Below are 24083 nucleotides of genomic sequence, written 5' to 3'. Positions count from 1 at the left end.
GTGGGCAACCTGTTGGCATCAGTTTTCAAACGTTCCCGTAAAAGCATACAAAGAGGAATAACCGGTCGTATAAGCGACCTCCGTAATGGAGGCATCCGTCTCCGCTAGAAGCCGCTTGGCAGACTCCATCCGGGCCTGCGTGATGAATTCGCTTGGCGGTATCTCCGCCTTTTCGGAGAGAGCAACGGAGTAATACGTCCGGTTCATCCCCGCTGCCCTAGCCGCCTGCTGAACCGTCATGCCTTCCGTGGCATGCTGCCGGATATAGGACATGCATTGCTTGACCCAATCCGAGGCATTCCGGGCATACGCATGGGGAACCGAAACCGTCCGGCATAAAGCCGCCAATAGACGATACACAAAAACTCGGCGTTTTCGAAGCCCCCGCACCATTGCCATTCACCGCAATCCGCCTCTTAACCTGACAAATTGGTAAATCAACCATACATGATGCTATTTTACGACTGCCTTCTTTCCATTACAATGAATGGCATGGAGGCGATTTTCCCTTGAAAAAACCAAACATTTTGTTGATTACTAGCGATCAGCAGCACTGGAATACGCTAGGTTATTTCAATAACGAATTAAGCACGCCTAATTTAGACCGGCTTATTCAGTCCGGCACAACCTTTACGAGAGCCTATTGCCCGAATCCGACGTGTACGCCAAGCCGTGCATCCATCATTACGGGCCAATACCCAAGCCAGCATGGCGCTTGGACGCTCGGAACAAAGCTCTTGGAAGACCGGCATTTCGTCGGGGAAGATTTCAACTCAGCCGGTTACAAGACCGCGCTTGTCGGCAAAGCCCATTTTCAGCCGCTGTCTTCTACGGAAGAATACCCGTCTATAGAGGCTTACCCGGTCCTGCAGGATCTGGAGAAATGGAAGCACTTCCATGGGCCCTTCTACGGGTTCGAGCATGTCGAGCTGACGCGCAATCATACGAACGAAGCTCATGTAGGCCAACATTATGCCATATGGATGGAGGAGAAGGGCTGCACGAATTGGCGGGATTATTTCCTTCCTCCTACGGGAACCATGGACCCTGCCATTACGTACAAGTGGCCGATTCCAGAAGAGTACCACTACAATACGTGGATTGCGGAGCGCACGAACGCGCTTATGGAGCAATACGCCGAAGAAGACAAGCCGTTCTTCCTCTGGTCAAGCTTCTTCGACCCGCATCCGGAATATTTGGTGCCGGAGCCGTGGGATACAATGTACGATCCGGATTCCTTGACCATTCCCGATATCGTGCCAGGCGAGCACGACAAAAACCCGCCTCATTTCGGCCTGACGCAAATGGACAATCCGGACTTCTCCCCTTGGGCGGAAACGGGTAAAGGCATTCACGGGTACCGTTCGCATCATTATTATGAATACGGCGAAAGAAAGAAGCTTACCGACTACGACAAGAAGAAGCTGGTTGCCGTCTATTACGGCATGATCAGCATGATGGACAAATATATCGGCACCATCCTCGACAAGCTCGAAGAGCTTGGCATTGCAGACAACACGGTTGTCGTCTTTACGACGGACCATGGCCACTTCTTCGGCCAGCACGGTCTGCAGGCCAAAGGCGGCTTCCATTACGAGGATCTGATCCGCCTGCCGTTTATCGTGCGTTATCCGGGACAGGTTCCGGCAGGAGTAACGTCGGACGCGATCCAATCGCTTGTTGACCTTGCGCCAACGTTCCTGTCGCTCAGCGGCATTCCGATTCCGCATGCGATGACCGGCGTCGATCAAAGCGAGGTATGGAAAGGGACGGCATCCTCTGCCAGAGACCATGCCATCTGCGAATTCCGTCATGAGCCAACAACCATTCATCAAAAAACGTACGTCGACCAGCGTTATAAAATCACGGTTTACTACAACCAGACCTACGGCGAAATCTTTGATCTGCAAGATGACCCAAGCGAGCTTAACAACTTATGGGACGATCCGGCATACGCGGCTTTGAAATCCGAGCTGCTGCTCAAATACATCTGGGCGGAGCTTGGCAAGGAACCGATGCCGATGCCGCGCATCTCGGGCGCATAGGCTGTGTAAATAGGAGAGGCTATCCCCTGACTTGGGAAAGAGCCGGGCCTGCATGCTGCAGACCCGGCTCTTTCCCGTTACAGAAGACGATCAACCCAAGTTAATGGCCCGAATCTCCTCCAGCGGAATCTTCGGCTTTCGGTCCTCCGTCAGCAGTCCGTTAATCTCCTGCTGCACGTCGGCCACCTGCGTATAGCAATAGCCGCAAATATAGTCGACGGACTTGATGGCTTGCGTAAGCCCCTTGAAGCGTTCCGTGAAGGCTTCAACCGAATCCACCTGCTCCCCATAGCCCCAGCCTTTATCCGACTGAAACGCAATGCCGCCGAATTCGCTGATAATAATCGGCTGTCCCCGGTAGCTGTAGCCTTCTGCAAAGGCATATTTCCAGTGGTTGCAGGTTGTCTCGCGCGACATGATCCCCTCCTTATTATCCCGGTAACGCTTCAGGAAGCCGTCTCCGGTCTGGACGTAGTCATGCAGCGTCACGATATCGGATACCGTATGCTCCCAGCCGTCATTGACGATAACCGGACGATTCGGGTCATACGACTTCGTCAGATGGTAGATGCCCTCCGTAAACCCCTGCTGCCGTTTGTCGCGAAGGATGTTGCCAATCCCCCACGACTCGTTGAACGGCACCCACGTAATAATGCTGGGATGATTATGCTGCTGCTTGATAATTTCAAGCCACTCTCTCGTGAACGCCTCGACCGCGCGGTCATGGAACTCGAAGGTCGCCGCCATCTCCGACCAGACGAGCAGCCCCTTAACGTCGCACCAATAGAGGAAGCGGGCATCCTCGATCTTCATATGCTTTCGCACGCCGTTATAGCCCATCGCCAGGATGAGGTCGATATCCCGGGTCAGCGCTTCTTCGCTTGGCGGCGTCAGATGGCTGTCCGTCCAATAGCCCTGGTCCAAAATAAGCCGTTGGTAAATCGGCGCGTTGTTCAGCAGCACCTTGCCGTTCTCGATGGATATTTTCCGCATGCCGAAATAAGAAAGCACACGGTCGACGACACGTCCGCCCGAGGTCAGGACGAACTCGACATCGTACAAATTCGGACGGGCCGGTGTCCAATACGCCCGCTTCCACGGTCCGTTCGCTTCATGGTGAAGATCTACCTCAACCGAGAGGCATGGGCGGTCGATCCCCAGCGCAACCCGCTTCACGGGCCGCCCCTTTAAGGTGACGATGGCCTCCAGCAGCAGATCGCCTCCAGGCCGGACGCCGTTCACCTCGTAATCGAACCGGATGACATGGCGGTCGAGATCCGGCGTGATTTTGACCGACTCCAGCCGCTCTTCCTCTACGTATTCCATCCATACCGTCTGCCAGATGCCCGTCGTTTGCACGTAGAAGCATTCAAAGATGTCCGGCACCCAGCGCTGCTTGCCTCTCGGCTGATAGCAGCTGTTGCTGTCCGTTACCTTCACCGTTATCCGGTTATCGGCTCCGAACTTCAGATACGGCGTCATGTCGACAGAGAATGCCGCATAGCCGCCTTGATGCCTTCCGGCCAGCTCGCCGTTAATCCATACTTTGGCGTCGTAGTCCACGGCTTGAAAATGCAGGATCGCTTGCTTGCCCACCGCTTCCAACGGAACGGAGATCTCTCTGCTGTACCACACATAGGGATGAAAGCTTTCCTCGCCAATGCCGCTCGCTTTTGTTTCATACGTAAACGGTACGTTAATCCGGTGCGTTGCCTCGAATGCCACCTGCCACTTCTCGCGCTCGCCGGCGTTTGCGTCGTCGAACCGGAAGTCCCATTCGCCGTTCAGATTATGCCAATCGCCGCGCACGAGCTGAGGTCTCGGATAGTCCTTGCTATATGATTTCGTCGTCATGCCGTACCTCCTGCTCCTATACCTTCCCTTGAAATACCGCTGCATAAATGGAAGACGGACGCAGCGCAACGCCTCGCTTCCAATCGGCCGTCGGAACAATCCGGCTTTTGCTCATGATGTTCTCCGGCTCGAAAACGCTGTTAATCTCGTCGTAACCCTCGCCGCTGATTTCGTGCAGTACCATCTCATCGGCCGCGTTGAAGGCAGCCAAATCCAGCGCGGCATTCACTTCATTCAGGCCGCGGTTAACGATAAATACCGTAACGGTATCGCCGTCTCCGTTAATGCCCGCCGCAATGTCCAGCTCCGGCAGCCCGTTCAGCTCTACCGGCGTCTCCTTGAGCGCCGGCACGGCAAACGTCGCGCATTCCGCCTGCACGGGAAGCATATGCCGAAGGTCGCGGTTCGCGTACAGCTTCATGACCTCGTAGGTCGGCGTCCCATACACGTCGAGCGGCCGATTGCTCCAGCCAGGCAGCTTGCCGCAATATTGATCGGCATAATAATCGCCCACCCGGATGCAGCCGCCGAGCCAGCCGTTAACCAGATCGGAGAAGCTGCAGATATGCACCATGTCGCTTGAACGAAGCATTTCGTTCAGATTGGCGGCATTGGCAACCGCCGCGCCAAGCGTATGCTCATTCGGCAGCCCTTTGCGAATCGTATTCGGATAATACATCGTGTTGTATTCCGTAATGGCGATTTTGACATGGGCGTGCTTCGGATTTGCCTTGATGCTGTCCGTCGTCTCCCGCAAGTAATGCCGCGTGAACTCGGGATAAGCCGCAATGGCTTTATAACGGTCCTCCTGAGGCGTACTCCGGTTCATGCCGAACGGTCCGTAGCCATGGTAGATATGCAGGGTCAAATAGTCGATCAGCTCGCCGGCCTGCTCGAGCACCGGCTTGTTCCATGCCTGGTCGTAATGGCCGCAGGCCAGCAGCACGATGGAGGGGTCCGCCGCTTTCATCGTTTTGGCGAACGATACCGTGCGCGCCGCGAACTCTTCGGCGGAGCAGGTGCCTACCTGCCACCCTCCCCATACCTCGTTGCCAATCTCCCAGTACTTCACGCCGTACGGTTCGGGATATCCGTTCGCGGCGCGCAAGGCGCCCATCGGCGTATCTGCCGCGCCATTGCAATACTCGATCCATGCCGCTGCCTCTTCGGGCGTTCCGGATCCGTCGTTCACGCAAATAAGGGGCTCCACCTGCAGCTCCCGGCAGAAGGCGATAAATTCGTCCGTGCCGAAATATTTGCTCGTCCAGCCGCCCCATGCCTCGTTGTACATAACAGGTCTCTCCAGCACGGGACCAACGCCATGCTCCCAATGGTAGGCGCTGATGTAGTTGCCCGCCAGCCTCATCATGCCGGCGTTCAGTTCCCTCGTCATATCGACGACCTCGCGTTTCACCAGGGCGATGCTGTCGGCTGCAAGCAGGGATACGTGATCGAGCCACAGCATGCCGGTCGACACGTGATCCGCCCAGCGCGGATGGTCATCCGGAATGTAGACGCGAAGCTCGGCGTCGGCGCAAGCACGGGAGACGGCTAAGTCCGCTTCGTATTCCCGCCAGTTATGGCTGGTGAGCTCGATAACTACAGAACCAAGGGGTTCCTCCGTATGCCGGTCCACCGCTTCCACCACCAGCCGCTTCAGCTCAATCGACGCGCGCGCAACGACTTTTACCTTATAATCGGCAGGCCCTTTGAGGGCGGTCTTCTGCGCGATTCCGGCATAGGCTTCATCGTCGCTTAACAAGCGGATGCGCTGCGCCCGTCCCGAATGCTTGGGCGCGGGCGCCTCCAATGCATATTTCGTATTGCGGCCGTTCGTAAAGGCTTGCCAGCTTCCGGATATTTCCCGCTTCGTCTCGGACTCACTCTCGAAATCCATATCCTTAAGCGGGAAGGCCAGCATGGCTTCCATATGGTCCCGGATATCCTCAACAAAATGTCCGAACAGGTACGGGTTGACGGCATGCCGGCTCGCTCCGGCGCAATCGACGGTTATGTTAGCTTTGTTAGTCAAAATGAACCTCCATAGAAATCGTTAGTATAGCGGGAGCCGCCTTATCCCTTAATGGAGCCAATCATGACGCCTTTGACGAAATGCCGCTGCACAAAGGGATACATGATCAGCACGGGCAAGCTGGACACGATGATCACCGCGAATTTAATGCTCTCCGACAGCAAAATTTGTTTCTCCAGGCCAACGCTTCCGCCGTCCGTTTGGGCGGATTGGCTGATCAGCAGGATTTCGCGCAGCACCAGCTGCAGCGGATATTTGCCTTCGTCGCGGATATAGATAAGCGCGTTAAAGAACGAGTTCCAGTGGCCAACCGCGTAGAACAGCACCATGACAGCCAGAATCGGTTTTGAAAGCGGCAGGATGATGCTGACGAGCAGTCTCCAGTTGGAGCAGCCGTCCATGTGGGCTGCCTCCTGCAGCTCCCAAGGAATGCTGTTCTGGAAATACGTGCGCATGACGATAAGATTGTAAGTCGCGATAGCGCCAGGCACGATCAGCGCCCAAATGGTGTCGACCATGCCCAGGTCTTTGACCAGCAGATAAGTCGGAATAAGACCTCCGCTGAAAAACATCGTCATCGTAATCAGGACCATAATCCCGTTGCGCAAGGGAAGATCCGGTCTCGACAGCGGATACGCCGCGAGAATCGTCATGATAAGGTTAATGACGGTTCCGATGACGGTGTACATAATCGAGTTGCCGTAGCCGGTCCAGATCTTGTCGTTCTGCAAAATGTTGGCGTAAGCCTCGACATTGAGGCCTTGCGGCAGCAGCCACACGTCGCCGTTTAAGACTTTGGCCGGGTCGCTGAATGACGCGCTGACAATGAACAGCAGCGGATACAATACAATGACCATAATTATAGCGGCTATGATATAGACGACTGCGTCGAATAAACGTTCATTCGACGGACTTATGCTCTTTTCCATAAGCGGTTACCTCCTTACCATAAGCTCGTCTCCGACGTCTTGCGGGCAAAACGGTTTACGAGCAGCAGCAGCATAAGGTTGATCACCGAGTTGAACAGGCCGATGGCCGCCGTGTAGCTGTACTCGCCCTTCAAGATTCCCGTCGTATAGACGAACGTGGAGATGACGTCGCTGGATTCCAGATTCAGGTTGTTCTGCATGAGCAAAATTTTCTCGAAGCCGATGTTCATGAAGTGGCCGATATCGAGAATGAGCAGGATAACGATAACCGGCATAATGCCCGGCAGCGAGACGTGCCAGATGCGGCGGAGCCGCGAGGCTCCGTCCATCTTGGCCGCTTCGTACAGCTGGGGATTCACCCCGCTGAGCGCCGCGATATAAATAATGGATTGCCATCCCATGCTTTGCCAGATATTCGATCCGATAAAGATCGGCTTAAACCAGGCTGCTTCCTGAAGGAAGTTAATCGGCGTGCCGCCAAACGCCTCGATCAATTGATTGACGGGTCCCGTCTTCGGCGACAGGAACACGTTCAGAATGCCGACGATAACAACAACCGAGATAAAATGCGGGATGTACGTAATATTTTGCAGCCATTTGCTGTAGGCCCGGCTCTTGATTTCGTTTACGAGCAGCGCCAGCAGGATCGGTACCGGGAAGGCGATGAGGAGCGAGAACAGGTTGATGGATACCGTATTCCACAGCAGCCGCCAGAAGTAATACGAGTTGAAAAATCGTTCGAAATGGCCGAAGCCTTCCCAAGGGCTGCCGATAATGCCTTTGGCCGGATTGAAGTTTTTGAAGGCGATCTGCAGGCCGTACAGCGGCCCGTAATGGAAGATTAAATAAAAGGCGAGCGGCGGCAGCAGCATGAGATACAAATCATACCGCTTCGCCATCTTTCTCAGCAGCCCGTCGTTCTTCCTCTTGCGGCCGGGAACGGGGGCCGCCCCCGCGTTCTCGATCATGCTGTCCATGAGCAACCCCTCCCTCTCTTAGCGTCATCCCGTTTATTTGGCCATCTTGTCATAGGCATCCTGGTAAAGCTTCTCAAGCTCTGCAATGTTCATTTTCTTCAGCGTAGACTGGAATTCGTCCCACTTGTCGAAGCTGAGCGCCCCAACGATGAACTTGGTGCTTTGCTCTTCGAAATATTTGTCGATGTCATTGCGCAGCACGTTAACCTTCTGGGCGGTCGCTTCGTCAAACAGCGGCGAAGCATAGCGGATTTTCGGCAAATACGGCTCGAGCTGCTCGTAAGCCTCCTGCACTTGAGGCGGGTTGATGAACGAAGCTACTTTATCGCTGATGAGATGAGGCGCGCCGCCGCCGGCGTATGGCGTAATTTTCGCCTGGGCGCCCGCTACGTTAAGAAGCTCTTCCTTGTAATACGGGATACCGTCCTTCAGATCGTAGTGCTCGCCTTCCCGGCCGAAGCGCAGCAGCGTTGAGCCTTCGTCGCTGTAGAAGTAGTCGATCCAGCGCATGGTCGCTTCCGGATATTTGTTGACGGACGTGATGGCGAATGCTCCGTAATCGCGCGGCACCGGAGCGATCTGGCTATGCAGGCGGTCGCCATTCGGACCCGCTTGCGGCGCAATGCCTATATACTGATCCTGAATGGTCAGGAAGTTATTGTTCGTCTGATCGAAAAAGTAGCCCGTATTGCCCGTTCCTTGCTTGGCGAGATATTGCGCTTCCGTATGGGAGAAAATCTCCGGGTCGATCAGCTTCTCCTTATAGAGCTTGTTCAAATACATGAGCAGCTCTTTGTACTGCTCGTCACCGCTCCAGATATGCACCTTGTCACTATCGACATTAATGTTGTAGCCCAGCTGCGAATCAAGACCGAATGCTCCCGCCATTTGATAGACGATTGGCATTCCGATACGCGCGGTCATCGGAATTTCGTCCGCTTTCCCGTTGCCGTTCGGATCGCCGTCGCGGAAGGCCTTCAGCACCTCGTACAATTCGTCGGTCGTCTCAGGCACCTTCAGGCCCAGCTTATCCAGCCATGCCTTGTTGATCCATCTCTTGTCGGTCCGGGCGGAGCCTAGCGTCACAATGCCAGGGATCGCGTAAATATGTCCCTCCGGCGTCGTGATGCCCGCGCGGATCTCCGGATATTGCTCCATGAGGTTTTTCAGGTTAGGCGCATATTGATCAATGAGATTTTCCAGCGGGATCAGCTGTCCGGCAGCTCCGTAGCGGACCGTCTCCAGCTGCGTCAGACCCGAGCGGTACAAAGCATCGGGAAGCTCGTTGGATGCGAACAACAAGTTTTTCTTCTCCGCAAAGCCGTCGGTCGGCGCCTCGATAAAATCAACCTGGACGTTGCTCATCTTCTCGTAATCCTGGAATACGGGCATGTCCTTGAACGGGCCGTTTACGGGCGCGACGCGGGTAAACATTTTCAGCTTGATCGGCGTATCGACGATTGGGAATCCTTCCGTTTTTACCGTATTTTCGGTCGAACCCGATGACTTGGAGTCCCCGGTGCTGCCGCCCTTTTCATTGCCGCCGTTGCTATCGTTGCTGCAGCCGGATACGATCAATCCGGTAACAAGCATCGTGGCGAAAGCATATCTCCCCCATGTTTTCCGCATGTTTGTATACCTCCAGACCTTCAATTCACCGACCCTTGTAAGCGTTTACCATCGGTGTTGTTACGATTATAAAGTACGGCCCCTAGCGCCGAGTTACACTTATATGACTATTTACTCCACATATTTTACGGAATCCTTAGCCGCTGCCTTGCCGCCTCCGAGACTGTAACCATACGCCTGCGGCGTCATGCCCGTCGCTTCCTTGAACACCTTGAAGAAATAGTTGTGCGTGGAAAAGCCCACCTCGTCGCTGACCTGCTTGATGGTATAACGGCCGCTTTCCAGCAGCCTGCGAGCTGCGTCGACCCGTACCCGATTCACGTATTCGGAGAACGTCGACTGCGTCTCCTCCTTGAAGATCCGGCTCAAATAGGAAGCGTTTAAGCCGATGAAGCCTGCGGCAAGCTCCAGCGTCACGACGCCGGAATACCGTTCCAGAATAAAGCCGATCGCCTGCGATACATGACGGGAATAGCTGCCCGTCGCGTGATGCTCCTTAAGCAGAACGAGCAAGACGCCATAATACTGCTGAAGCCATTTCTCCAGCTCTCCGACGCTTCCAAGACGGTTAAGCTCGCCTCGCGACGGCAGACGATCCGCATCCTTTGCTGCCCCAACCGGGGACCTGTTCCCCTTTTTCAATGCCTTATCGCCGATATGCAGCAGCTCGCTGACAGTCATCTGTACCGCGTGCGAATGCAAAGGAAGCCCGCGAAGCGGCTCGAATACCGAACCGATCAGACGCTGCGCGCCTTGCCCGTCCAGCCTCTCGATGGCAAGCAGCAGCTGCTTCTGCTCCTCGATCGTAAGCGCGACGCGGCTCTCCCGCGTGCCTTTTCCGCGCTGCTCCGGATTCGGATGAGCGGCCTGAGCGTTTGGATCGAGTGCCCGCTCCGCGGAGGCGTAGCTTGCCCCAAGCCGCGAGAGGCTGTTGCACACATGTCCAACCGCATAGATCGATTTCAAATTCAAATACATCGAAAGCGCGTGGCCAAGCTTGCTCATGCTTCTGGCCGCTTCGCTTGCGGCCGCATGCTCGCTTCGCTCCCGAATGGCGAACACGACCGCGACTCGCCCGTCCTCCACGTAAGCGGCCGTACGCTCGCGCGCGTCTCCCAGGCTCTGCTGCATGAGCTCAACGACCTGTTGAACCAGCCGGTTCGTCTGCACGTCGGTATTCGATTCCGTCAGCAGCAGGAAAGGAACGATCTGCAGGACCGCTGCCGCATACAAGTCCGCCTGGGGGTACATGCCGTAACGCCTAACGCATCCTTCCAGCTCTCTTGCGGCTTCCTCTTTGCCCCTGGCCAGGTCGGCAATCCGATTCCTGACCAACTCGGCATTGAAGCCGGACGGTTCGTCGGCTTCACCCGCAGCACCGGCTGATTGGCCTGCCTGAACCGCTTTTTCAAGCATGGCAAGCAATGTCTCTTTATCCAGCCGGTGCTTCAGCAAATAATCGACCGAGCCGTTCTTCAGGCAGTCCCGGACGTAGTCGTAATCGTCATAGCTGCTGAGCATAATGGTCTGGACGGCGGGATACCGCTGTTTGATCGTCCGGTTCAAATCGACGCCGTTCATTCCCGGCATATTAACGTCGAGGATCGCCACGTCGGGGCGCTGCTCTCCAATCATGACCAATGCCGACTCCGCGCTTTGCGCTTCTCCGCAGATCTCGAATCCGTGTGCGCGAAAATCCAATAAAGACCGCAGATCGTTGCGGACGAGCGGCTCATCGTCTACCAATAGCACTCGATACATCATTAGCTCACCTCTTGTCCGGCGCCTGCCTGGCTCCGCAGATTGGGAAAGCGAATCTCGACTTTCGTATACAAGCCGGGCTCGCTGTACAGCCTGATGCCGTATGGGGCTTCAAACGAACGGACGATTCTCTCGTGCACGTTGCGCACGCCCATCCCGCTGAACCGGGAGGAGGTCGGCTTCGTGCCCGGTCCGCCCAGCAGCTGCTCCACCTGCTCGGGCGTCATTCCCTTTCCGTTGTCCGTCACCTCGATCATCAGGTCGCGGTTGTCCTCGTATACCCGTATCGTGACGAAGCCTCCTTGGTCACGCGAGCCAATGCCGTGCAGAATCGCATTCTCCACGATAGGCTGCAGCGTCAGCTTTAATACGCGGCTATCCAATAACGAAGGATCTTCGATCTCTTCGTGAACAAGAATAGGCTCCATGTATTTGTATTTAACGATAGAGATATAGCTTCGCACATAATCCAGCTCTTCCCTCACCGTCAAATATTCGTTGGAATTGCCCAGCACGCCCCTCATCAGATCGATTAATGAACCGGATACTTCCTCAATGTTTGGCGTCCCGTTGAGCTTGGCCAAATATTTGATCGTATTCAGCGAGTTGTATAGAAAATGGGGTCGTATTTGCGCCTGGAGCGCGGTCAGCTCGGCCTCCCGCTTCTCCTGCTCGCTGACGCGTATCCCTTCGAATAAACGCTTCAGCTCCTCCATCATGCCGATAAATACGTGGTACAGCTGTCCTACCTCGTCCTTTGCCCGGATCTCCTTCTTCGGCAGCGTCAAATTGCCGTCCTTGACCAGCATCATCATCGACTTCAAGCGCCGGATATTAATCGTAATGCGCGACGATACCTGCAGCGAGCCAATAAGGACGACCAGCAGAACAATCGCCGAGGCTTCGATAATCAGCTTCAGCAGGCGGGCCGATTCGCTGAAAAGGGAATTCGTCGGAATAAGCGCCAGCGTTGTCCACCCCGTATGGTCCGATTGCCGGCTGACCACGATATAGGACCTGCCGCTAATATCCTTTTCCTCCACATTGCCTTCAGGCTTGCCAAGCTTGGCATATTTCCGCTTCATGTCGGCGATACGCTCATCGGAAGGGGCAAAGCTTGGCGTATGGTCCGACCGGTACACGAATTCGTCCTGCTGATCCAGCACATACAGCATACTGTCGGCGGTGGGCCTCACTCCGTACGTTTTGCGGATAAAATCGTAATTCAAATCGACCATAACAACGCCAATCGTCTCGCGGTTGTAGCGGATTTCGCGGCCCACCGTTATCGTCTCCGTGACGCCCGTCTGCTTCAAATACGCATGACGGGAGCCGTTGCGCAGCATATAGTCCATCATGGGCGTTCCGAGGACGCTTCGGTCCAGCCACGGACCTCCGGTGAAAAACACCTTGCCGCTTAAACCAACGACGGCGATCCGGGCGATATAAGGCTTGTTCGCGACTAACGAGGACAGAAATTCCTCGATTCGCTTCTGCTCCTGAAACCATTCGTAGCTGATTTCCTCCGAGGGGCTGAGCAGCGTATCGATTACGGTGTTTTTGTTCGTAACGACAACCGTATTAAGCCGGTCGATCTCCTCCAGCATAATGTTGAGCGACTCGTCGGCTTGACGGATACTGTCCGACACCGAGGTTACGGCATTGGATTTGATCGTCTCCCGCATGTTGAGATAGACAATGACGGAAATGGAGACGATAGAGAGAAGAGCGACAAGGCTGAACGCCAGAAAGATTTTGCCTTGGATGCTGAGGCTCGGCGATACCCAGCGCCTGAGGGTGGAGAGCTTCATTTCGAACAACTCCTTTGAGGAGATAAATGCAATCGCTTACACGAATGGCGTGGCTGGACCGGTTAAGCCTCCGCCTTTCTTATAGCCAACGGGGATTCCTTGAAGTACGTCTTGAAGGCCCGCGTGAAGGTATACAGATTCGGATAACCAAGCGACAGCCCAATTTCCGTCACCGACGCATGGGTATCGATTAAGAGGCGTCTAGCCTTCTCCATTCGAACCTTCTGCATGTATTTCATCGGGGGGATTCCCATCTCTTCGGTAAATACCTGCGTAAAATAGGAACGGTGTACGCCCGCATATTCGGCAACCTGCTGGACCGTGATTCCTTCCGTCGCATGGAGCTCCATATACTCCGCGCATTCGTGGATCCAGCCCGCAAGCTCCGGCCCTTGCCCGGCTTCTTCCAGCATCAGGGCCGCGAGCAGCCCGTACAAATGCCCTTGAAGCTCCAAGGCCACCGCCGGCCGCCAGCGCTGAACCCGCTCCAGCGCGTCGATAGCCCGGTCCGCGGCAGCTTCGATCCGCGAAGAGACGGCACCCCTGCGGAAAGGCTCTTGCTCCGTCAGTCCCGCCAGCAGAAGCAGCGGCTCCACCCGGTCCCCGTCGACTGCCAGCCAGCGCATTTCAAGCGGCCGCTCCGCCGGGAGCATGTCGTAATAATACGTTCGGTCCGGGAACAGGACGAACAGGTCTCCCCTCGCAAGCTCCACCTGACGGCCCTCATATTCGAGGCGAAGCCTCCCTTCCCGCACGAAATGAAGGCTGTAGCACTCGATTCGTTTGGGTCCAACCTTGTAATGGGGCTTGGCCAGACATCTTCCCGCCCTTACCGGCCACAGCCGGCCCTCCTTGTCCAGCTCGCCCGGCGTGTAGTAGATAAAGTCCGCATATTCGTAATCGTATTCTTTCATTCCCTTATCTCCTCGCTTTCAGCTAACAAAATGACAATAAATAAAATGTATATCAATAAGCATATTATGAGATCTTCTTTTCGTAAACCTGACGTATTGATATTATCTATAAAAAAATGAATTGACAATAACTTTGGCTCGATTATAATGAGACCGAACGGTCGGTTTTTTATTTCGATAAAAACAATCCATAAGGAGACGAAGATATATGAATGATTTATTGAAGCTTGCATTAGACGCACACGGCGGGTTGGAGCGATGGGAGAAATTCTCGAAGTTGACTGCCCGCGTAAACGCAGGAGGAGTATTGTGGCCGCTCAAAGGGGTTCCCGGCCTCTTGGACGATTACGATCTTGAAGTGAACACGCGCGATCAATTCGTGAGTTTCAACCGATTCGCAGGGGCAGATCAACGCAGTGTCTACACCCCGGACCGGGTTTCAATCGAGAACGCAAGCACTGGCGAAACGCTGCAAAGCCGCGATAACCCTCGCCAGGCCTTTCATGGTCATGTTCTGGAAACGCAATGGGATCAGCTGCACTTGGTGTATTTCGCAAGCTATGCGATGTGGCTTTATCTTAATCAGCCCTTCCTGTACACGCGTCCTGGCTTCGCGACGGAAGAGCTTCCCCCTGTACAGGAGAACGGTGAGACTTGGCGCCGTCTCAAAGTCACGTTCCCGGAGAGTATCGCCACTCATAGCCGCGAACAGATCACTTATTTCGGAGAAGACGGCTTGCTGCGCCGGCACGACTATACGGTTGAAGTAAGCGCCGGTGCAACGGGTGCCAATTACGCCTCCGGCTATCAAGAGGTCAATGGTATTTTAGTGCCGACCAAACGCCGGGTATATCCAATTGGACCGGATGGACAAAAGGCAGCGGAACCGCTGCTGGTTTCCATCGACATGAGTCGGATCCATCTGCGGTAAGGATGATCCTGCCTTTGGCCGTATAGGCGCAAATCGCAATCGCAAAGAAGCACTTTTCCTTTGAAAGTGCTTCTTTGTGGCATGCCGCATGTTTTAGGTATAATGTAAATCGATAAGCGCACGGATACGAAGAGGTGACTCAGTTGAGAAAAGGCGAAATTACCAGAAATCATATCATTGACAAGGCCGCGAGGCTGATGAATCAACGAGGCTTTACGTCGACTTCGCTCGCCGAAATCGTGGAAATAACGGGATTGCAAAAGGGAGGAATCTATAACCACTTCAAAGATAAAGAAGAAATCATCCTGCTCGCTTTCGATCAATGCTGCAGCATCATGCGCGAGCGCATCGAAAGCGAGCTTCAATCCAAGACTACCGCTAAGGATCAGCTGTTCGCCTTCATTGAAGCGTATTACTCGTTTGGCGATCATTCTCCCCTGGCGGGAGGATGTACGATTATGAACGCGGGGGTTGAAGCCGATGACGGCCGTTCTCCGAGGCTGTTAGAACAAGTACAGCAGCAAATGCGCATTTTGCTTCTTCTAATTGAAGACATTGTTAAAAACGGTATCGAAAACAAAGAATTCCGTGCCGAAGTTGATCCGCATGAAGCAGCAACGTTTATCATGTCTTCTATTGAGGGCGGTATCCTTTTAAGGCAAATATTCGCCGAAGAATCCCATGTTTTAACGGTGAAGAAGCATCTGAAACTATATATCCTTCATGAGCTGTCGGCTGAGCTCGGTTCCATGGACTGAAATGCCCTTTAAAGGCTAAAGGGATTCCTGCCCAAACACGCTAGCTTAAAGGAATCCCTGGCCCTAGTTATGACTTCTCCCACAGCTCGATCAGCCGGCCATCCGGATCTTCAATCCAAACAAACTGTCCAAATTCGCTGCTCTCTTTTGGCCTTGCGAGAGGTACGCCAACCTGTTCAAGATGCTTAATCGTTTCGTCCAGATTATGGACTTGGAAGTTCAGCATCACTTGTTGTTCGGTTGGGAAATAAGGGTCAGTCTCGGCAAAGAGAGAGAAGATCGTCTCGCTTCCCGATTCGTTTTTTACCATCGTCCCGTTCCAATCCCCGATTTCAAGCTGCAGCGCTTCGTTGTACCAGTTTTTAATCGTATCAAGATTTTTGGTTCTCCAGAATACTCCTCCGAAACCTTTGATCATTGTATCGGTCCCCTATCCGTCATCAGATTTATTTCAGCGATGGAATCAAATTCATTATTGGCGTTAACGCTCCAATCGTTCACCTCGCATTGGCCGTATTCGTTATTACCCGCAGCCAGCACCGTGCCGTCCGATTGAAGTCCAACCGTATGCGTGCAGCCCGCGGCCACCGCCACGATATCGCGCCAGCCGCTCACTTCGCATTGGCCGAATTCATTCCCGCCTGCGGCCAGCACCGTGCCGTCCGATTGAAGTCCGACCGTATGGTAACTGCCCGCCGTTATCGACATCACACCGCGCCAGCTGCTTACTTCGCATTGACCATGCTTATTCAAGCCCGCAGCCACCGCCGTGCCGTCTGCTTTAAGCCCAACCGTATGTAAGTAACCTGCCGCTATCGCTACGATATCGTTCCAGCTGCCGACCTTGCATTGCCCATACCGGTTATTACCCGCGGCTGTCACCGTGCCGTCTGATTGAAGACCAACCGTATGCCAGTCTCCTGCCGCTATCGCTACGATATCGCGCCAGTCGCTTACCATGCACTGCCCTTCCTGATTTCGCCCCGCAGCCACTACTGTGCCATCTGCTTGAAGACCAACGGTACGACGCCAGCCTGCCGCTATCGCTACGATATCGCGCCAATCGTTTACTTCGCATTGGCCATGCTTATTCCAACCGGCCGCCACTACTTTTCCGTCAGAGGCCAGACCAACGGTATGAGCATTACCCGTGTTTGCCGCCATATGAACATTGCCAGCCGCTACCGCCACGATATCGCGCCAACCGTTCACCTCGCATTGACCGTGTAAATTATCGCCTGCGGCAACAACCGTGCCATCCGATTTGAGGCCAACGGTATGACGGCAGCCAGCCGCTATGACAGGCCACCGCTTCCTGATTATCGCTTCTTGCATGAATTCCCTCCCATCGGACCGGATCAACATTCAAACATCGGCGGACCATGAACTTCCCGGGTATCTAGTAGTTCTCACCGCGATAATAACGGTCAAGCTTATGCTCTAAGTGAGCGAGCTGTGACTTCTTCTCCTCTATATCGTCCAAAAGCTTTTGCTTCTGTTCTTGAATGAGCTTAATTCTTTGAGGAAGAGTAGCGGTTCCGCTTTGTACCATGTCATAGTAGTGCTTAATGTCTTCCACGCTCATTCCGGTTTCGCGGAGACATTTGATGAAAACCAGCCAATTCAGCTCGTGCTCGGTATAGAGCCGATTATTTTGTTCGTTCCGCGCAGCCGGTTCCAGCAAGCCTTTTCTTTCATAAAAGCGAATCGCGCCTATATTCAATCCGGTCTCCTTCGCCACATGTCCAATCGTAAACATAGTTGTCCTCGCGTATATAGAATTTTGGTTGTTGACCTACACTAAGTGTAGCATATTAAGCTATAAATCATGAAACGAAAAACAAGGAATGAAAGAGGGATTCTAATGAAAAAGACCGCATTGGTAACAGGAGCGAATAAAGGAATCGGATTTGAAATCGCCAAACAGCTGGGCGAAAAAGGCTGGCAGGTAGTTCTCGGAGCCCGCGATGCGCATAGGGGCCAAGCCGCCGTATCCGAACTGTCCGCTCAAGGGTTGGACGTGGAGTGGATTCAAATCGACATGACTGATTTGACGAGTATTGAAACAGCTTCGCAACTAATCAAGACGAAATATCCGGCGTTAAAGCTGCTGATTAACAACGCCGGCATGCCGGGTGCATTCTCCAGTTCCTTTACGGATACCAAAGAAGAAGATCTGCGCAACGCTTTCGAAGTAAATTTCTTCGGTACCTATCGTTTAAACCAGCGTTTGTTCCCGTTAATCAAGGATAACGAAGGCACGATCGTCAATGTATCAACCGACATGGCGTCCCTTAACCATATGCAAAACGCCGAATTCACGTTAAACGCCTTCGATTACAATTCGTCCAAAACGGCCAACAATGCCATGACCCTATCAATGGCCTATGAATCAAGAAACAGCGGTGCTCAAGTATTCGCCGTAACGCCGGGTTTCACGACGACCGATCTGAACGGCAATGCGGAAGGCGGTAAATCGAAGGCGGAAGGCGCAGCCATCATCGTAGGATACGCAACGGACGGTAAGCGGCACAACGGCGAATTTCTGAATGAGCATGGCGTTATCGCGTGGTAATCCGATTCGTTATGCCAGCCTGCCCGTGAAAATCGCAAAACAAAAGCCAGCAGCCCTTGGGCTGCTGGCTTATTTTGTATAGAGAAAATAAAGTATTAGACTGGAGTTGTTGATTTAGCGCGGTTTTCACTTTAGAATATCGTCAGCTTTTGAGAATTAAGTTTTAGACTGATTTTCAAGATTTCACAATTTATTCTTCTACAACAGAAAATAAAGTATTAGACTAACTTGTCGCGTCTTGAAGTCTTAATCTAAAGTGTCTCTCAGCCTACATTACATCTGATTTCGAGATTTGGGCTATTTGACACTTACCGTTCTCGGGAATAAGTCATGGGAGGTATAGCATGTTAAGTCTCTTTATTCATCACAATTAATCTTCTCACAGTATTCGATAATCGATTTTAGTAACTTGTGATTTGTTGCGTAACTGAGGTTTCCCACAATGTATAGCTTGTCGCGCGCTCTGGACAGAGCAACATTCAGTCGCCTTACATCGGCAAGAAATCTGAAAGAACCAATCGTTCTTGTTAAACTAAATAGTACTACATCACATTCTTTTCCTTGGAACCCATCGATAGTGTCCGCATTGACATGGAGGTTGTTAAAGTGTTCATTCTGCAATAATCTTCGTAGCATTGCCACCTGATGTCTATATGGGGCAATAACGGCAACAGATGTAAAATTATCAATACTTATATCAATGTCTTTCAAAATTCTCGTGATGATTCGGCATTCATCGAGATTAAATATTTTTGGAGGTTCCTCGCTATCTGGTTCATTGTGCGGCCACAGTTCGGTGGGAGTATAGTCGACCCATATAATATCTTTGTCGCCATCAATGTTCCTCCCGTTTTTAAGCGCACCATCATAGAATAGGGTTCCGATTAAGTCCCCGATTCGATTCGTCATGCGATACTGTGTGTCGAGTAGAGTTGTATTGGGGGATTTCAAAAACAGGTCATCAATGTACAAGTAACTCTGCAAATTGCACTTCTCGATGCTTCTAATGACTTCTATTTCCTCGGAACAGAAAACGGGTGGTAACTGTTTAGGGTCGCCGACCAATATTGCCTTTTGTGCAATGGTTAGCGGAGCCAAGATTTCTGGTAGCGTTGCTTTGCAGACTTCATCTATAATCACAACATCAAACATCTCCGACGACGATTCGAACTCGTAGGCATTAATTCTATTGCAAGTCATACCGGCAATATTGGCCGATAATGCAAGTGCCTTTTCAAGGCTCCTATCCTCATAGTTCGATAAGGTTTCTGAGATGATATTGATTGTGTCCTGGCTATTACAATTTGCCTGTAGCCACTCTTTATATGTACTAATTATTGCTTCTGGCGAAAACTCGTCGACCGCGCTATTTTGCTCTTTGTCGCGGATACGAACGATCCTGATTGAATCGTCGTATTCTGAGATGCGCGAAATCAGATTGTTTACGGCAACATGGGTCTCCGAACAAACCAGTATTCTGACATCTGGATTTTTACGATACAATTGCAAGCAAATCTCGGCAATGACCTGCGTCTTGCCGGTTCCCGGCGGCCCCTGTATTAGGGAAAGGGCATTATTCCCCAAGGCAGTCTCTACCGCCTTTTTTTGCGAGTCATTGAGATTAAGGAAATAATCGTAATCCTCCGCATGGGGCAAGGGGAGATCCGACGGATTGATAAACTCTATCAGCACTTTTGGATTAAGTACCGCAGCGTAACGAACCCGTTCTATGGTTTTGAGTTGTCGCTCAACTTTTTTCTGTTCTCCAACCTCGTCAAGAGAAGTGAGCCTTTCAGACAAAAACGTCCTCCAGTGAGATAAGTGTTCTGTCCAAGTGTTAATGTTCATCCATCTCACCTCGCTCGCAAATGCTAAAGTCCAGAGATCTCGCTAAAAAGGCAAGTTTAATGTCGGGTAATAGTTGAGCCAATATGGCTTCTTTTGTGTTAACATCAGTAATCAGCAGATGCCCATCCGACATCATCTCTACCAAAGAGTCAGGCATATCCAAATCATATGAAGTATTAACACACATTTCGATAATGGCAACAATGGCATCCGAAAGCGAGAGTTTGTGGGACTCTATATTGACTCTAATAATTTGCTGGTTGACCAGTCTTCTAAAGGCTTTTGCAATCACCACGTCAGAAAAAACCCACAGCAAATCGCTTATTTGCTTGGCATCTGTCAGCCCGTTCAGAACAAGGCGGAAGATAGTCTGTTCAACAACGCCAAAGCGTCGGCCAAGGGAAAAATCAATTTTGACTGTCATACCGCCCCTCCTTTTGTGTAGCTTTCTTTTGCCTGTGCATGTCCAACTCAGTTCTTCTGTCTTCAAGTTTTTCTCTTTCTTCACTTTCGGCAGATGATGGACGATAGGGCTTTGGTCCGCAGGCAACTAACTGCCTGTCAAATTCCTCTGTGGCTTTAGCGAGTTCTGTTTTTAATGTCGCCAACTCTATATCGGCTCTTTTCTTTTGAGCGGTTGCCGATTGTAAAGCCTGTTTTGCACGGCTGACTTCCTCTGTTTCCGAAAACAGCTTCGATAAGAAGAACCTCGCATCTCGGCTTTTACTGTTTGATAGTTGCTTTGACGCTTGGCTTATAACTATGCTCTTTTCAGCTTGGACGGCCTCGGCACTTGCTATTTTGGCAGATAGCTCATTGATTTTCGCTTTTCTTAGCTGTTGTATCTGTGCTGACTCTCGCTTAAAGCGTTCTTCCTCGTGCTGATTGGCTTCTTTTTCAATTTGCAAGAGTTCTGCAAGTCTGCTATCAATTATTCGGTATTCATCAGATGCTTCCGCTTTGCCATCTGGAATAAGGTATACATTATTCTTCTTGCACAGCGAGTATAGCATCTGTTGCCTTGCAAACCACTGTTTTCGTTTAGATTTCAGTGACTCGATTTCATTTTTCACTTGGGGTATTTGTTCCTTTAAGTCATTCTTTTCACGCCATAATCTATCCCAAGTAAAGCTATCATCTGAGCCTATTCTCTTTATATGCTCGATACGTTCGCCAATCTCTTTTACTTCAGCGAATATTGCGTTTAGTTTCTTATACAGAAAGTTAATTTGAATATTTAGTTGAGTAACGGGAGCGACCCAGTATGCTCTTACGGCTCTGGCTTGCTCTTCAAGCGAACGACTGAGAGCATCTATGCTTTCGCTCATTTCCCTTAATTCGTTTGTTTTATTTTTGATGTCAACAGAGGTTCTACGGCGGTCACCAGACAATTCCCGACTCAACTCTTTTTTCTGCTGAATCATCCAAGTAATGTACTGGATGACTGGAAGTAAATCAGCTCTTTCTTGCAGGACAAAACGGAGTTTCTGTAATGCCTGTTTTGTCAGATTGTCAGACACCTCACAGGCTGCAACCATTTCGGAGACTTTCGCTAAAAGTGAAATGGCATCATCGTTATAATCAACGGTGACTTCACATCCAGTCAACCTGACCAGTTTCATAATATCATCGACCTTGGCTTGTGCGACCAGCTTGTCTTTTCGTGCTTCAAGAATATCGATTTCCTCGCCAATCAAACTCATTTGCGCTGACAGAAAATCCCTATACTCGACAAGTGCTTGCTTTTCAAGTCTTTTAGCTTCCTGCATTTTGTTCAAGCATTGGCGACGCAGGAATAAATCTACATATTCCGATAGCCCAGCCTGAACCTTTTCAAACAAATCCGCATCCTTTGATAATTCATCTATCAGAGACAGCTTAACCTTTTCAAAATCTAGATCTTTGTCGGCTCGCGCCTGTTCAATCTCCGCTGAACAACGCTCAATTGTCAGCTCGTAGTCCGTCTTGTACTCATCAATACGAGTCCGCAAATCCGCCGACGCCTTACGCAACGAGCGATTAATAAGCAGACGATGTGGCAAAACAATATCCCAAGCACTCATGATTGACCTCCATTCACAAGAAATAAAGCCTCATCAAGTGATAGATATTGCCTCCCGACCATCAATTCATCTTGCTGCATAAACCATTCCAGTTTTTCCACAAACGGCTTAAGTAAATACGTCGAGTCTTGGTCGTTCATTATATCCGTAAGCGTTTCATTTAATTGTGCATTAATTTTGTTACGGTTTCGTGCATAGTCAAGAATTACGTTATGGGTAGCTATGTTGTCATCAAGACCCGCCTTAATGGTCTCGATGTCTCCTGATAGAACCTCAAACAGACCAATGTATTGAGAATATGAATTTGCAACATAAGTATTCATTGACTCTTTGTACTCGTCAAACATCGCTTCACGTTGTTCACTAAAGCGAACCTGCAATTCTTTGAGTCTATTGCAATGTTGCGCTTCCAGCCTCCGTAACGCGTCAACCTTTGCGGTTTCCACGCTCGCTATACTGGCGTCAAGTTGTTCGTGAATGCTATTAATAGCCTTTTTTCGAATATTGTACTCTTTAAGGTCGGAAATCAGGTTGTAGCACGGCAAAAGGTCTTTGAATGACAAACGGAAGTCAGAAATGCCGGACATTGAATCGGCAAAATAATACAGCTTCGCACACCCGCTGAGTTCGATATGGGTGTTAATCTCTGTGATGCATTCGTTAAACGCTTTCTGTGCATCTTTATTTGCTATTCCAATAATCGCATTGGCACTGTACCCGATGACAATTCCTCCGACCACGGAACCGACAATAGTCCCAACAGGACCCAATGCTGATCCTATAGCGGCTCCGGTAGCTGCCGCTGCCTTTGCTGATGCAATGCCTGCTGCGATTTGAGCGCCTACATATGCTCCGCCAAAGCCAGCAAATGACGAGAAAGTATTATTTACTGTGTTGCAAAGCAAATCATCAGCATCTATCGCTCCGGTTACAAAGCATCTGTAGAGGTCTTTCGCAAAATCCACGGCTGTATTAGCAACAGCTATAACAGGCACCGCTCCGAGTGAGTTTGCCGCTACTTCTTTACTCATGACTTTCCCAAATAGTTGGACGGAACCCATTATCGCCCCGCCACGGATGCCCCCTTCTGCAGTCCCGCATAGAATTTGCGCTACACTTTCAATGAACTGGTTTTCCGATAAGTTGTCACGGTTTTTAATGACATCAACTATTTCCTTGACTGTTGTAAGAACAAATCCTGTAGCGGCTCCGGCGGCTACCGCTCTGCTTAAATTGACCCTGTTAAGCTCACCATGCTTTTCTGCGGTTTTTTGGTATTCCGGCGTTTCTTGGGCTTTCATTGAATCGGCGAGACCTGTCGCTTCTTCTGGGGTGATTGCATCAGACGAAACCGTTTTTTTGCCAATATTAACGCTGACCTTATCATTAACTCCTTGCCCTGAGCCACCTACAAATTCGACATTTTCATATTGAGCATTAGCCATGTCTTTTGCATATTCCGATGGCTTGTTATGCATTTTGGATTGATAGTCAACTGTCCGAGAAGGCTTGCTCCACGGACGCTTCCGAGTCCACACGGAGATGTCCGTTTCCATATCGATACCAGAGAGATTTGACCCATCCGGCAATGTACCCTTTGTATAAACGCCAAGTTCGTAATCCGGCACTCCTTTGGCGAGAGCATTGATTTTTAGCGTGTGTTTGAAATACTCCTCGGCGGCAAAGCCTTTGTATGTGACCGAGGATGTTTTTACTGGCAATCCTGTGGTTCTTGCTATTGCGGACTGATTCATAGCTGGTGCGTAGTTGTCGATAGCCGATTGCAGGCCTGCTGTTTGCAAGCCCGCCTGCGTGGCGTTTCCGACCAACGAGGCATTGCGAAGTGTATCCTCTATAGCATCAAAAGCACTATCGTCAATAGTGCTTGATTCGTCTAACTCGAAGTCGATGCTTGGATATTTGCTTTTCTTAAGGCTCTCGTCCATCCGAATACTC

The 24083-nt window shown here is 51.4% G+C and carries 20 protein-coding genes; 4 read left to right on the top strand and 16 right to left on the bottom strand.

Translation table 11 applies throughout. The annotated features are described in order from the left end of the window. Window positions 1-18: 18 nt before the first annotated feature. On the bottom strand, window positions 19-360 hold the full coding sequence (locus FHT67_RS30550; protein WP_208403393.1) for a helix-turn-helix domain-containing protein: 342 nt from the start codon (window positions 358-360) through the stop codon (window positions 19-21). 149 nt (window positions 361-509) lie between these two features. On the opposite strand from FHT67_RS30550, the gene FHT67_RS19295 reads away from it, so the two are divergent. Continuing rightward, on the top strand, window positions 510-2045 hold the full coding sequence (locus FHT67_RS19295; RefSeq protein ID WP_167200820.1) for a sulfatase family protein: 1536 nt from the start codon (window positions 510-512) through the stop codon (window positions 2043-2045). Between the two features lie 90 nt (window positions 2046-2135). Here FHT67_RS19295 and FHT67_RS19290 read toward each other — a convergent pair whose 3' ends face one another. From FHT67_RS19290 to FHT67_RS19255, 8 genes are all read right to left on the bottom strand, one after another. Continuing rightward, on the bottom strand, window positions 2136-3899 hold the full coding sequence (locus FHT67_RS19290) for a glycoside hydrolase family 2 protein (protein ID WP_167200819.1): 1764 nt from the start codon (window positions 3897-3899) through the stop codon (window positions 2136-2138). A 16-nt stretch (window positions 3900-3915) separates the two neighbouring features. Next, on the bottom strand, window positions 3916-5931 hold the full coding sequence (locus FHT67_RS19285; RefSeq protein WP_167200818.1) for an alpha-L-arabinofuranosidase C-terminal domain-containing protein: 2016 nt from the start codon (window positions 5929-5931) through the stop codon (window positions 3916-3918). Window positions 5932-5972: 41 nt separating this feature from the next. Then, the gene (locus FHT67_RS19280) at window positions 5973-6860 is read right to left on the bottom strand and encodes a carbohydrate ABC transporter permease (RefSeq protein WP_167200817.1); all 888 of its coding nucleotides are present in this window, start codon (window positions 6858-6860) and stop codon (window positions 5973-5975) included. Window positions 6861-6874: 14 nt separating this feature from the next. Then, a complete protein-coding gene (locus FHT67_RS19275) occupies window positions 6875-7837 on the bottom strand; it encodes an ABC transporter permease (protein ID WP_127492433.1) in 963 nt (320 codons plus the stop codon). Between the two features lie 33 nt (window positions 7838-7870). Then, window positions 7871-9466 carry an extracellular solute-binding protein gene (locus tag FHT67_RS19270; RefSeq protein WP_132311535.1) on the bottom strand — a complete coding sequence of 532 codons (1596 nt, stop codon included), beginning with the start codon at window positions 9464-9466 and terminating at the stop codon, window positions 7871-7873. Window positions 9467-9577: 111 nt separating this feature from the next. Further along, window positions 9578-11230 carry a response regulator gene (locus FHT67_RS19265; protein WP_243867339.1) on the bottom strand — a complete coding sequence of 551 codons (1653 nt, stop codon included), beginning with the start codon at window positions 11228-11230 and terminating at the stop codon, window positions 9578-9580. Beyond that, window positions 11230-13038 (bottom strand): cache domain-containing sensor histidine kinase, encoded by a 1809-nt coding sequence (locus FHT67_RS19260; protein ID WP_167200816.1) that lies wholly within the window; start codon window positions 13036-13038, stop codon window positions 11230-11232. The genes FHT67_RS19265 and FHT67_RS19260 overlap by 1 nt, the downstream gene beginning before the upstream one ends. 62 nt (window positions 13039-13100) lie before the next feature. Then, a complete protein-coding gene (locus FHT67_RS19255) occupies window positions 13101-13952 on the bottom strand; it encodes a helix-turn-helix transcriptional regulator (RefSeq protein WP_132311531.1) in 852 nt (283 codons plus the stop codon). A 208-nt stretch (window positions 13953-14160) separates the two neighbouring features. On the opposite strand from FHT67_RS19255, the gene FHT67_RS19250 reads away from it, so the two are divergent. Both FHT67_RS19250 and FHT67_RS19245 read left to right on the top strand, forming a co-directional pair. Continuing rightward, on the top strand, window positions 14161-14883 hold the full coding sequence (locus FHT67_RS19250; RefSeq protein WP_132311529.1) for a hypothetical protein: 723 nt from the start codon (window positions 14161-14163) through the stop codon (window positions 14881-14883). Between the two features lie 143 nt (window positions 14884-15026). Beyond that, a complete protein-coding gene (locus FHT67_RS19245; RefSeq protein ID WP_167200815.1) occupies window positions 15027-15641 on the top strand; it encodes a TetR/AcrR family transcriptional regulator in 615 nt (204 codons plus the stop codon). 67 nt (window positions 15642-15708) lie between these two features. Here FHT67_RS19245 and FHT67_RS19240 read toward each other — a convergent pair whose 3' ends face one another. From FHT67_RS19240 to FHT67_RS19230, 3 genes are all read right to left on the bottom strand, one after another. Beyond that, entirely contained in the window at window positions 15709-16059 is a 351-nt protein-coding gene (locus tag FHT67_RS19240; RefSeq protein WP_167200814.1) for a VOC family protein, read from the bottom strand. Further along, window positions 16056-16976, bottom strand: coding sequence for an RCC1 domain-containing protein (locus tag FHT67_RS19235; RefSeq protein WP_132311523.1), 921 nt, complete (start codon window positions 16974-16976; stop codon window positions 16056-16058). The genes FHT67_RS19240 and FHT67_RS19235 overlap by 4 nt, the downstream gene beginning before the upstream one ends. Window positions 16977-17040: 64 nt before the next feature. Then, a complete protein-coding gene (locus tag FHT67_RS19230) occupies window positions 17041-17400 on the bottom strand; it encodes a MerR family transcriptional regulator (RefSeq protein WP_167200813.1) in 360 nt (119 codons plus the stop codon). A 105-nt stretch (window positions 17401-17505) separates the two neighbouring features. Between FHT67_RS19230 and FHT67_RS19225 the strand changes: the two genes are divergently transcribed. Next, window positions 17506-18216, top strand: a complete 711-nt coding sequence (locus FHT67_RS19225) for an SDR family NAD(P)-dependent oxidoreductase (protein WP_132311519.1) — start codon at window positions 17506-17508, stop codon at window positions 18214-18216. Window positions 18217-18573: 357 nt separating this feature from the next. Here FHT67_RS19225 and FHT67_RS19220 read toward each other — a convergent pair whose 3' ends face one another. The 4 genes from FHT67_RS19220 to FHT67_RS19205 are packed head-to-tail and all read right to left on the bottom strand — an operon-like array spanning window position 18574 to window position 24073. Then, entirely contained in the window at window positions 18574-20064 is a 1491-nt protein-coding gene (locus tag FHT67_RS19220) for an AAA domain-containing protein (RefSeq protein ID WP_167200812.1), read from the bottom strand. Then, a complete protein-coding gene (locus FHT67_RS19215; RefSeq protein ID WP_167200811.1) occupies window positions 20054-20488 on the bottom strand; it encodes a hypothetical protein in 435 nt (144 codons plus the stop codon). Before FHT67_RS19215 ends, FHT67_RS19220 begins: the two co-directional genes overlap by 11 nt. Then, a complete protein-coding gene (locus FHT67_RS19210) occupies window positions 20472-22127 on the bottom strand; it encodes a coiled-coil domain-containing protein (RefSeq protein WP_167200810.1) in 1656 nt (551 codons plus the stop codon). Before FHT67_RS19210 ends, FHT67_RS19215 begins: the two co-directional genes overlap by 17 nt. Continuing rightward, complete coding sequence (locus FHT67_RS19205; protein ID WP_167200809.1) at window positions 22124-24073, bottom strand: hypothetical protein; 1950 nt, start codon at window positions 24071-24073, stop codon at window positions 22124-22126. Before FHT67_RS19205 ends, FHT67_RS19210 begins: the two co-directional genes overlap by 4 nt. Between the last annotated feature and the right edge of the window lie 10 nt (window positions 24074-24083).

It is taken from the genome of Paenibacillus sp. BK720 (assembly GCF_011761545.1).
Taxonomy (GTDB): domain Bacteria; phylum Bacillota; class Bacilli; order Paenibacillales; family Paenibacillaceae; genus Pristimantibacillus.
The sequence above is the reverse complement of the archived record's forward strand: the minus strand, read 5'-3'. Positions and strand labels throughout refer to the sequence as shown.

What these genes read in the sequence shown, in the direction of transcription:
- FHT67_RS19270 (WP_132311535.1), bottom strand. Translation starts at nt 9,466, where the DNA reads ATGCGGAAAACATGGGGGAGATATGCTTTCGCCACGATGCTTGTTACC.
- FHT67_RS19260 (WP_167200816.1), bottom strand. Translation starts at nt 13,038, where the DNA reads ATGAAGCTCTCCACCCTCAGGCGCTGGGTATCGCCGAGCCTCAGCATC.
- FHT67_RS19235 (WP_132311523.1), bottom strand. Translation starts at nt 16,976, where the DNA reads ATGCAAGAAGCGATAATCAGGAAGCGGTGGCCTGTCATAGCGGCTGGC.
- FHT67_RS19240 (WP_167200814.1), bottom strand. Translation starts at nt 16,059, where the DNA reads ATGATCAAAGGTTTCGGAGGAGTATTCTGGAGAACCAAAAATCTTGAT.
- FHT67_RS19215 (WP_167200811.1), bottom strand. Translation starts at nt 20,488, where the DNA reads ATGACAGTCAAAATTGATTTTTCCCTTGGCCGACGCTTTGGCGTTGTT.
- FHT67_RS19210 (WP_167200810.1), bottom strand. Translation starts at nt 22,127, where the DNA reads ATGAGTGCTTGGGATATTGTTTTGCCACATCGTCTGCTTATTAATCGC.
- FHT67_RS19230 (WP_167200813.1), bottom strand. Translation starts at nt 17,400, where the DNA reads ATGTTTACGATTGGACATGTGGCGAAGGAGACCGGATTGAATATAGGC.
- FHT67_RS19275 (WP_127492433.1), bottom strand. Translation starts at nt 7,837, where the DNA reads ATGGACAGCATGATCGAGAACGCGGGGGCGGCCCCCGTTCCCGGCCGC.
- FHT67_RS19280 (WP_167200817.1), bottom strand. Translation starts at nt 6,860, where the DNA reads ATGGAAAAGAGCATAAGTCCGTCGAATGAACGTTTATTCGACGCAGTC.
- FHT67_RS19205 (WP_167200809.1), bottom strand. Translation starts at nt 24,073, where the DNA reads ATGGACGAGAGCCTTAAGAAAAGCAAATATCCAAGCATCGACTTCGAG.
- FHT67_RS19225 (WP_132311519.1), top strand. Translation starts at nt 17,506, where the DNA reads ATGAAAAAGACCGCATTGGTAACAGGAGCGAATAAAGGAATCGGATTT.
- FHT67_RS19255 (WP_132311531.1), bottom strand. Translation starts at nt 13,952, where the DNA reads ATGAAAGAATACGATTACGAATATGCGGACTTTATCTACTACACGCCG.
- FHT67_RS19250 (WP_132311529.1), top strand. Translation starts at nt 14,161, where the DNA reads ATGAATGATTTATTGAAGCTTGCATTAGACGCACACGGCGGGTTGGAG.
- FHT67_RS19265 (WP_243867339.1), bottom strand. Translation starts at nt 11,230, where the DNA reads ATGATGTATCGAGTGCTATTGGTAGACGATGAGCCGCTCGTCCGCAAC.
- FHT67_RS19290 (WP_167200819.1), bottom strand. Translation starts at nt 3,899, where the DNA reads ATGACGACGAAATCATATAGCAAGGACTATCCGAGACCTCAGCTCGTG.
- FHT67_RS19220 (WP_167200812.1), bottom strand. Translation starts at nt 20,064, where the DNA reads ATGAACATTAACACTTGGACAGAACACTTATCTCACTGGAGGACGTTT.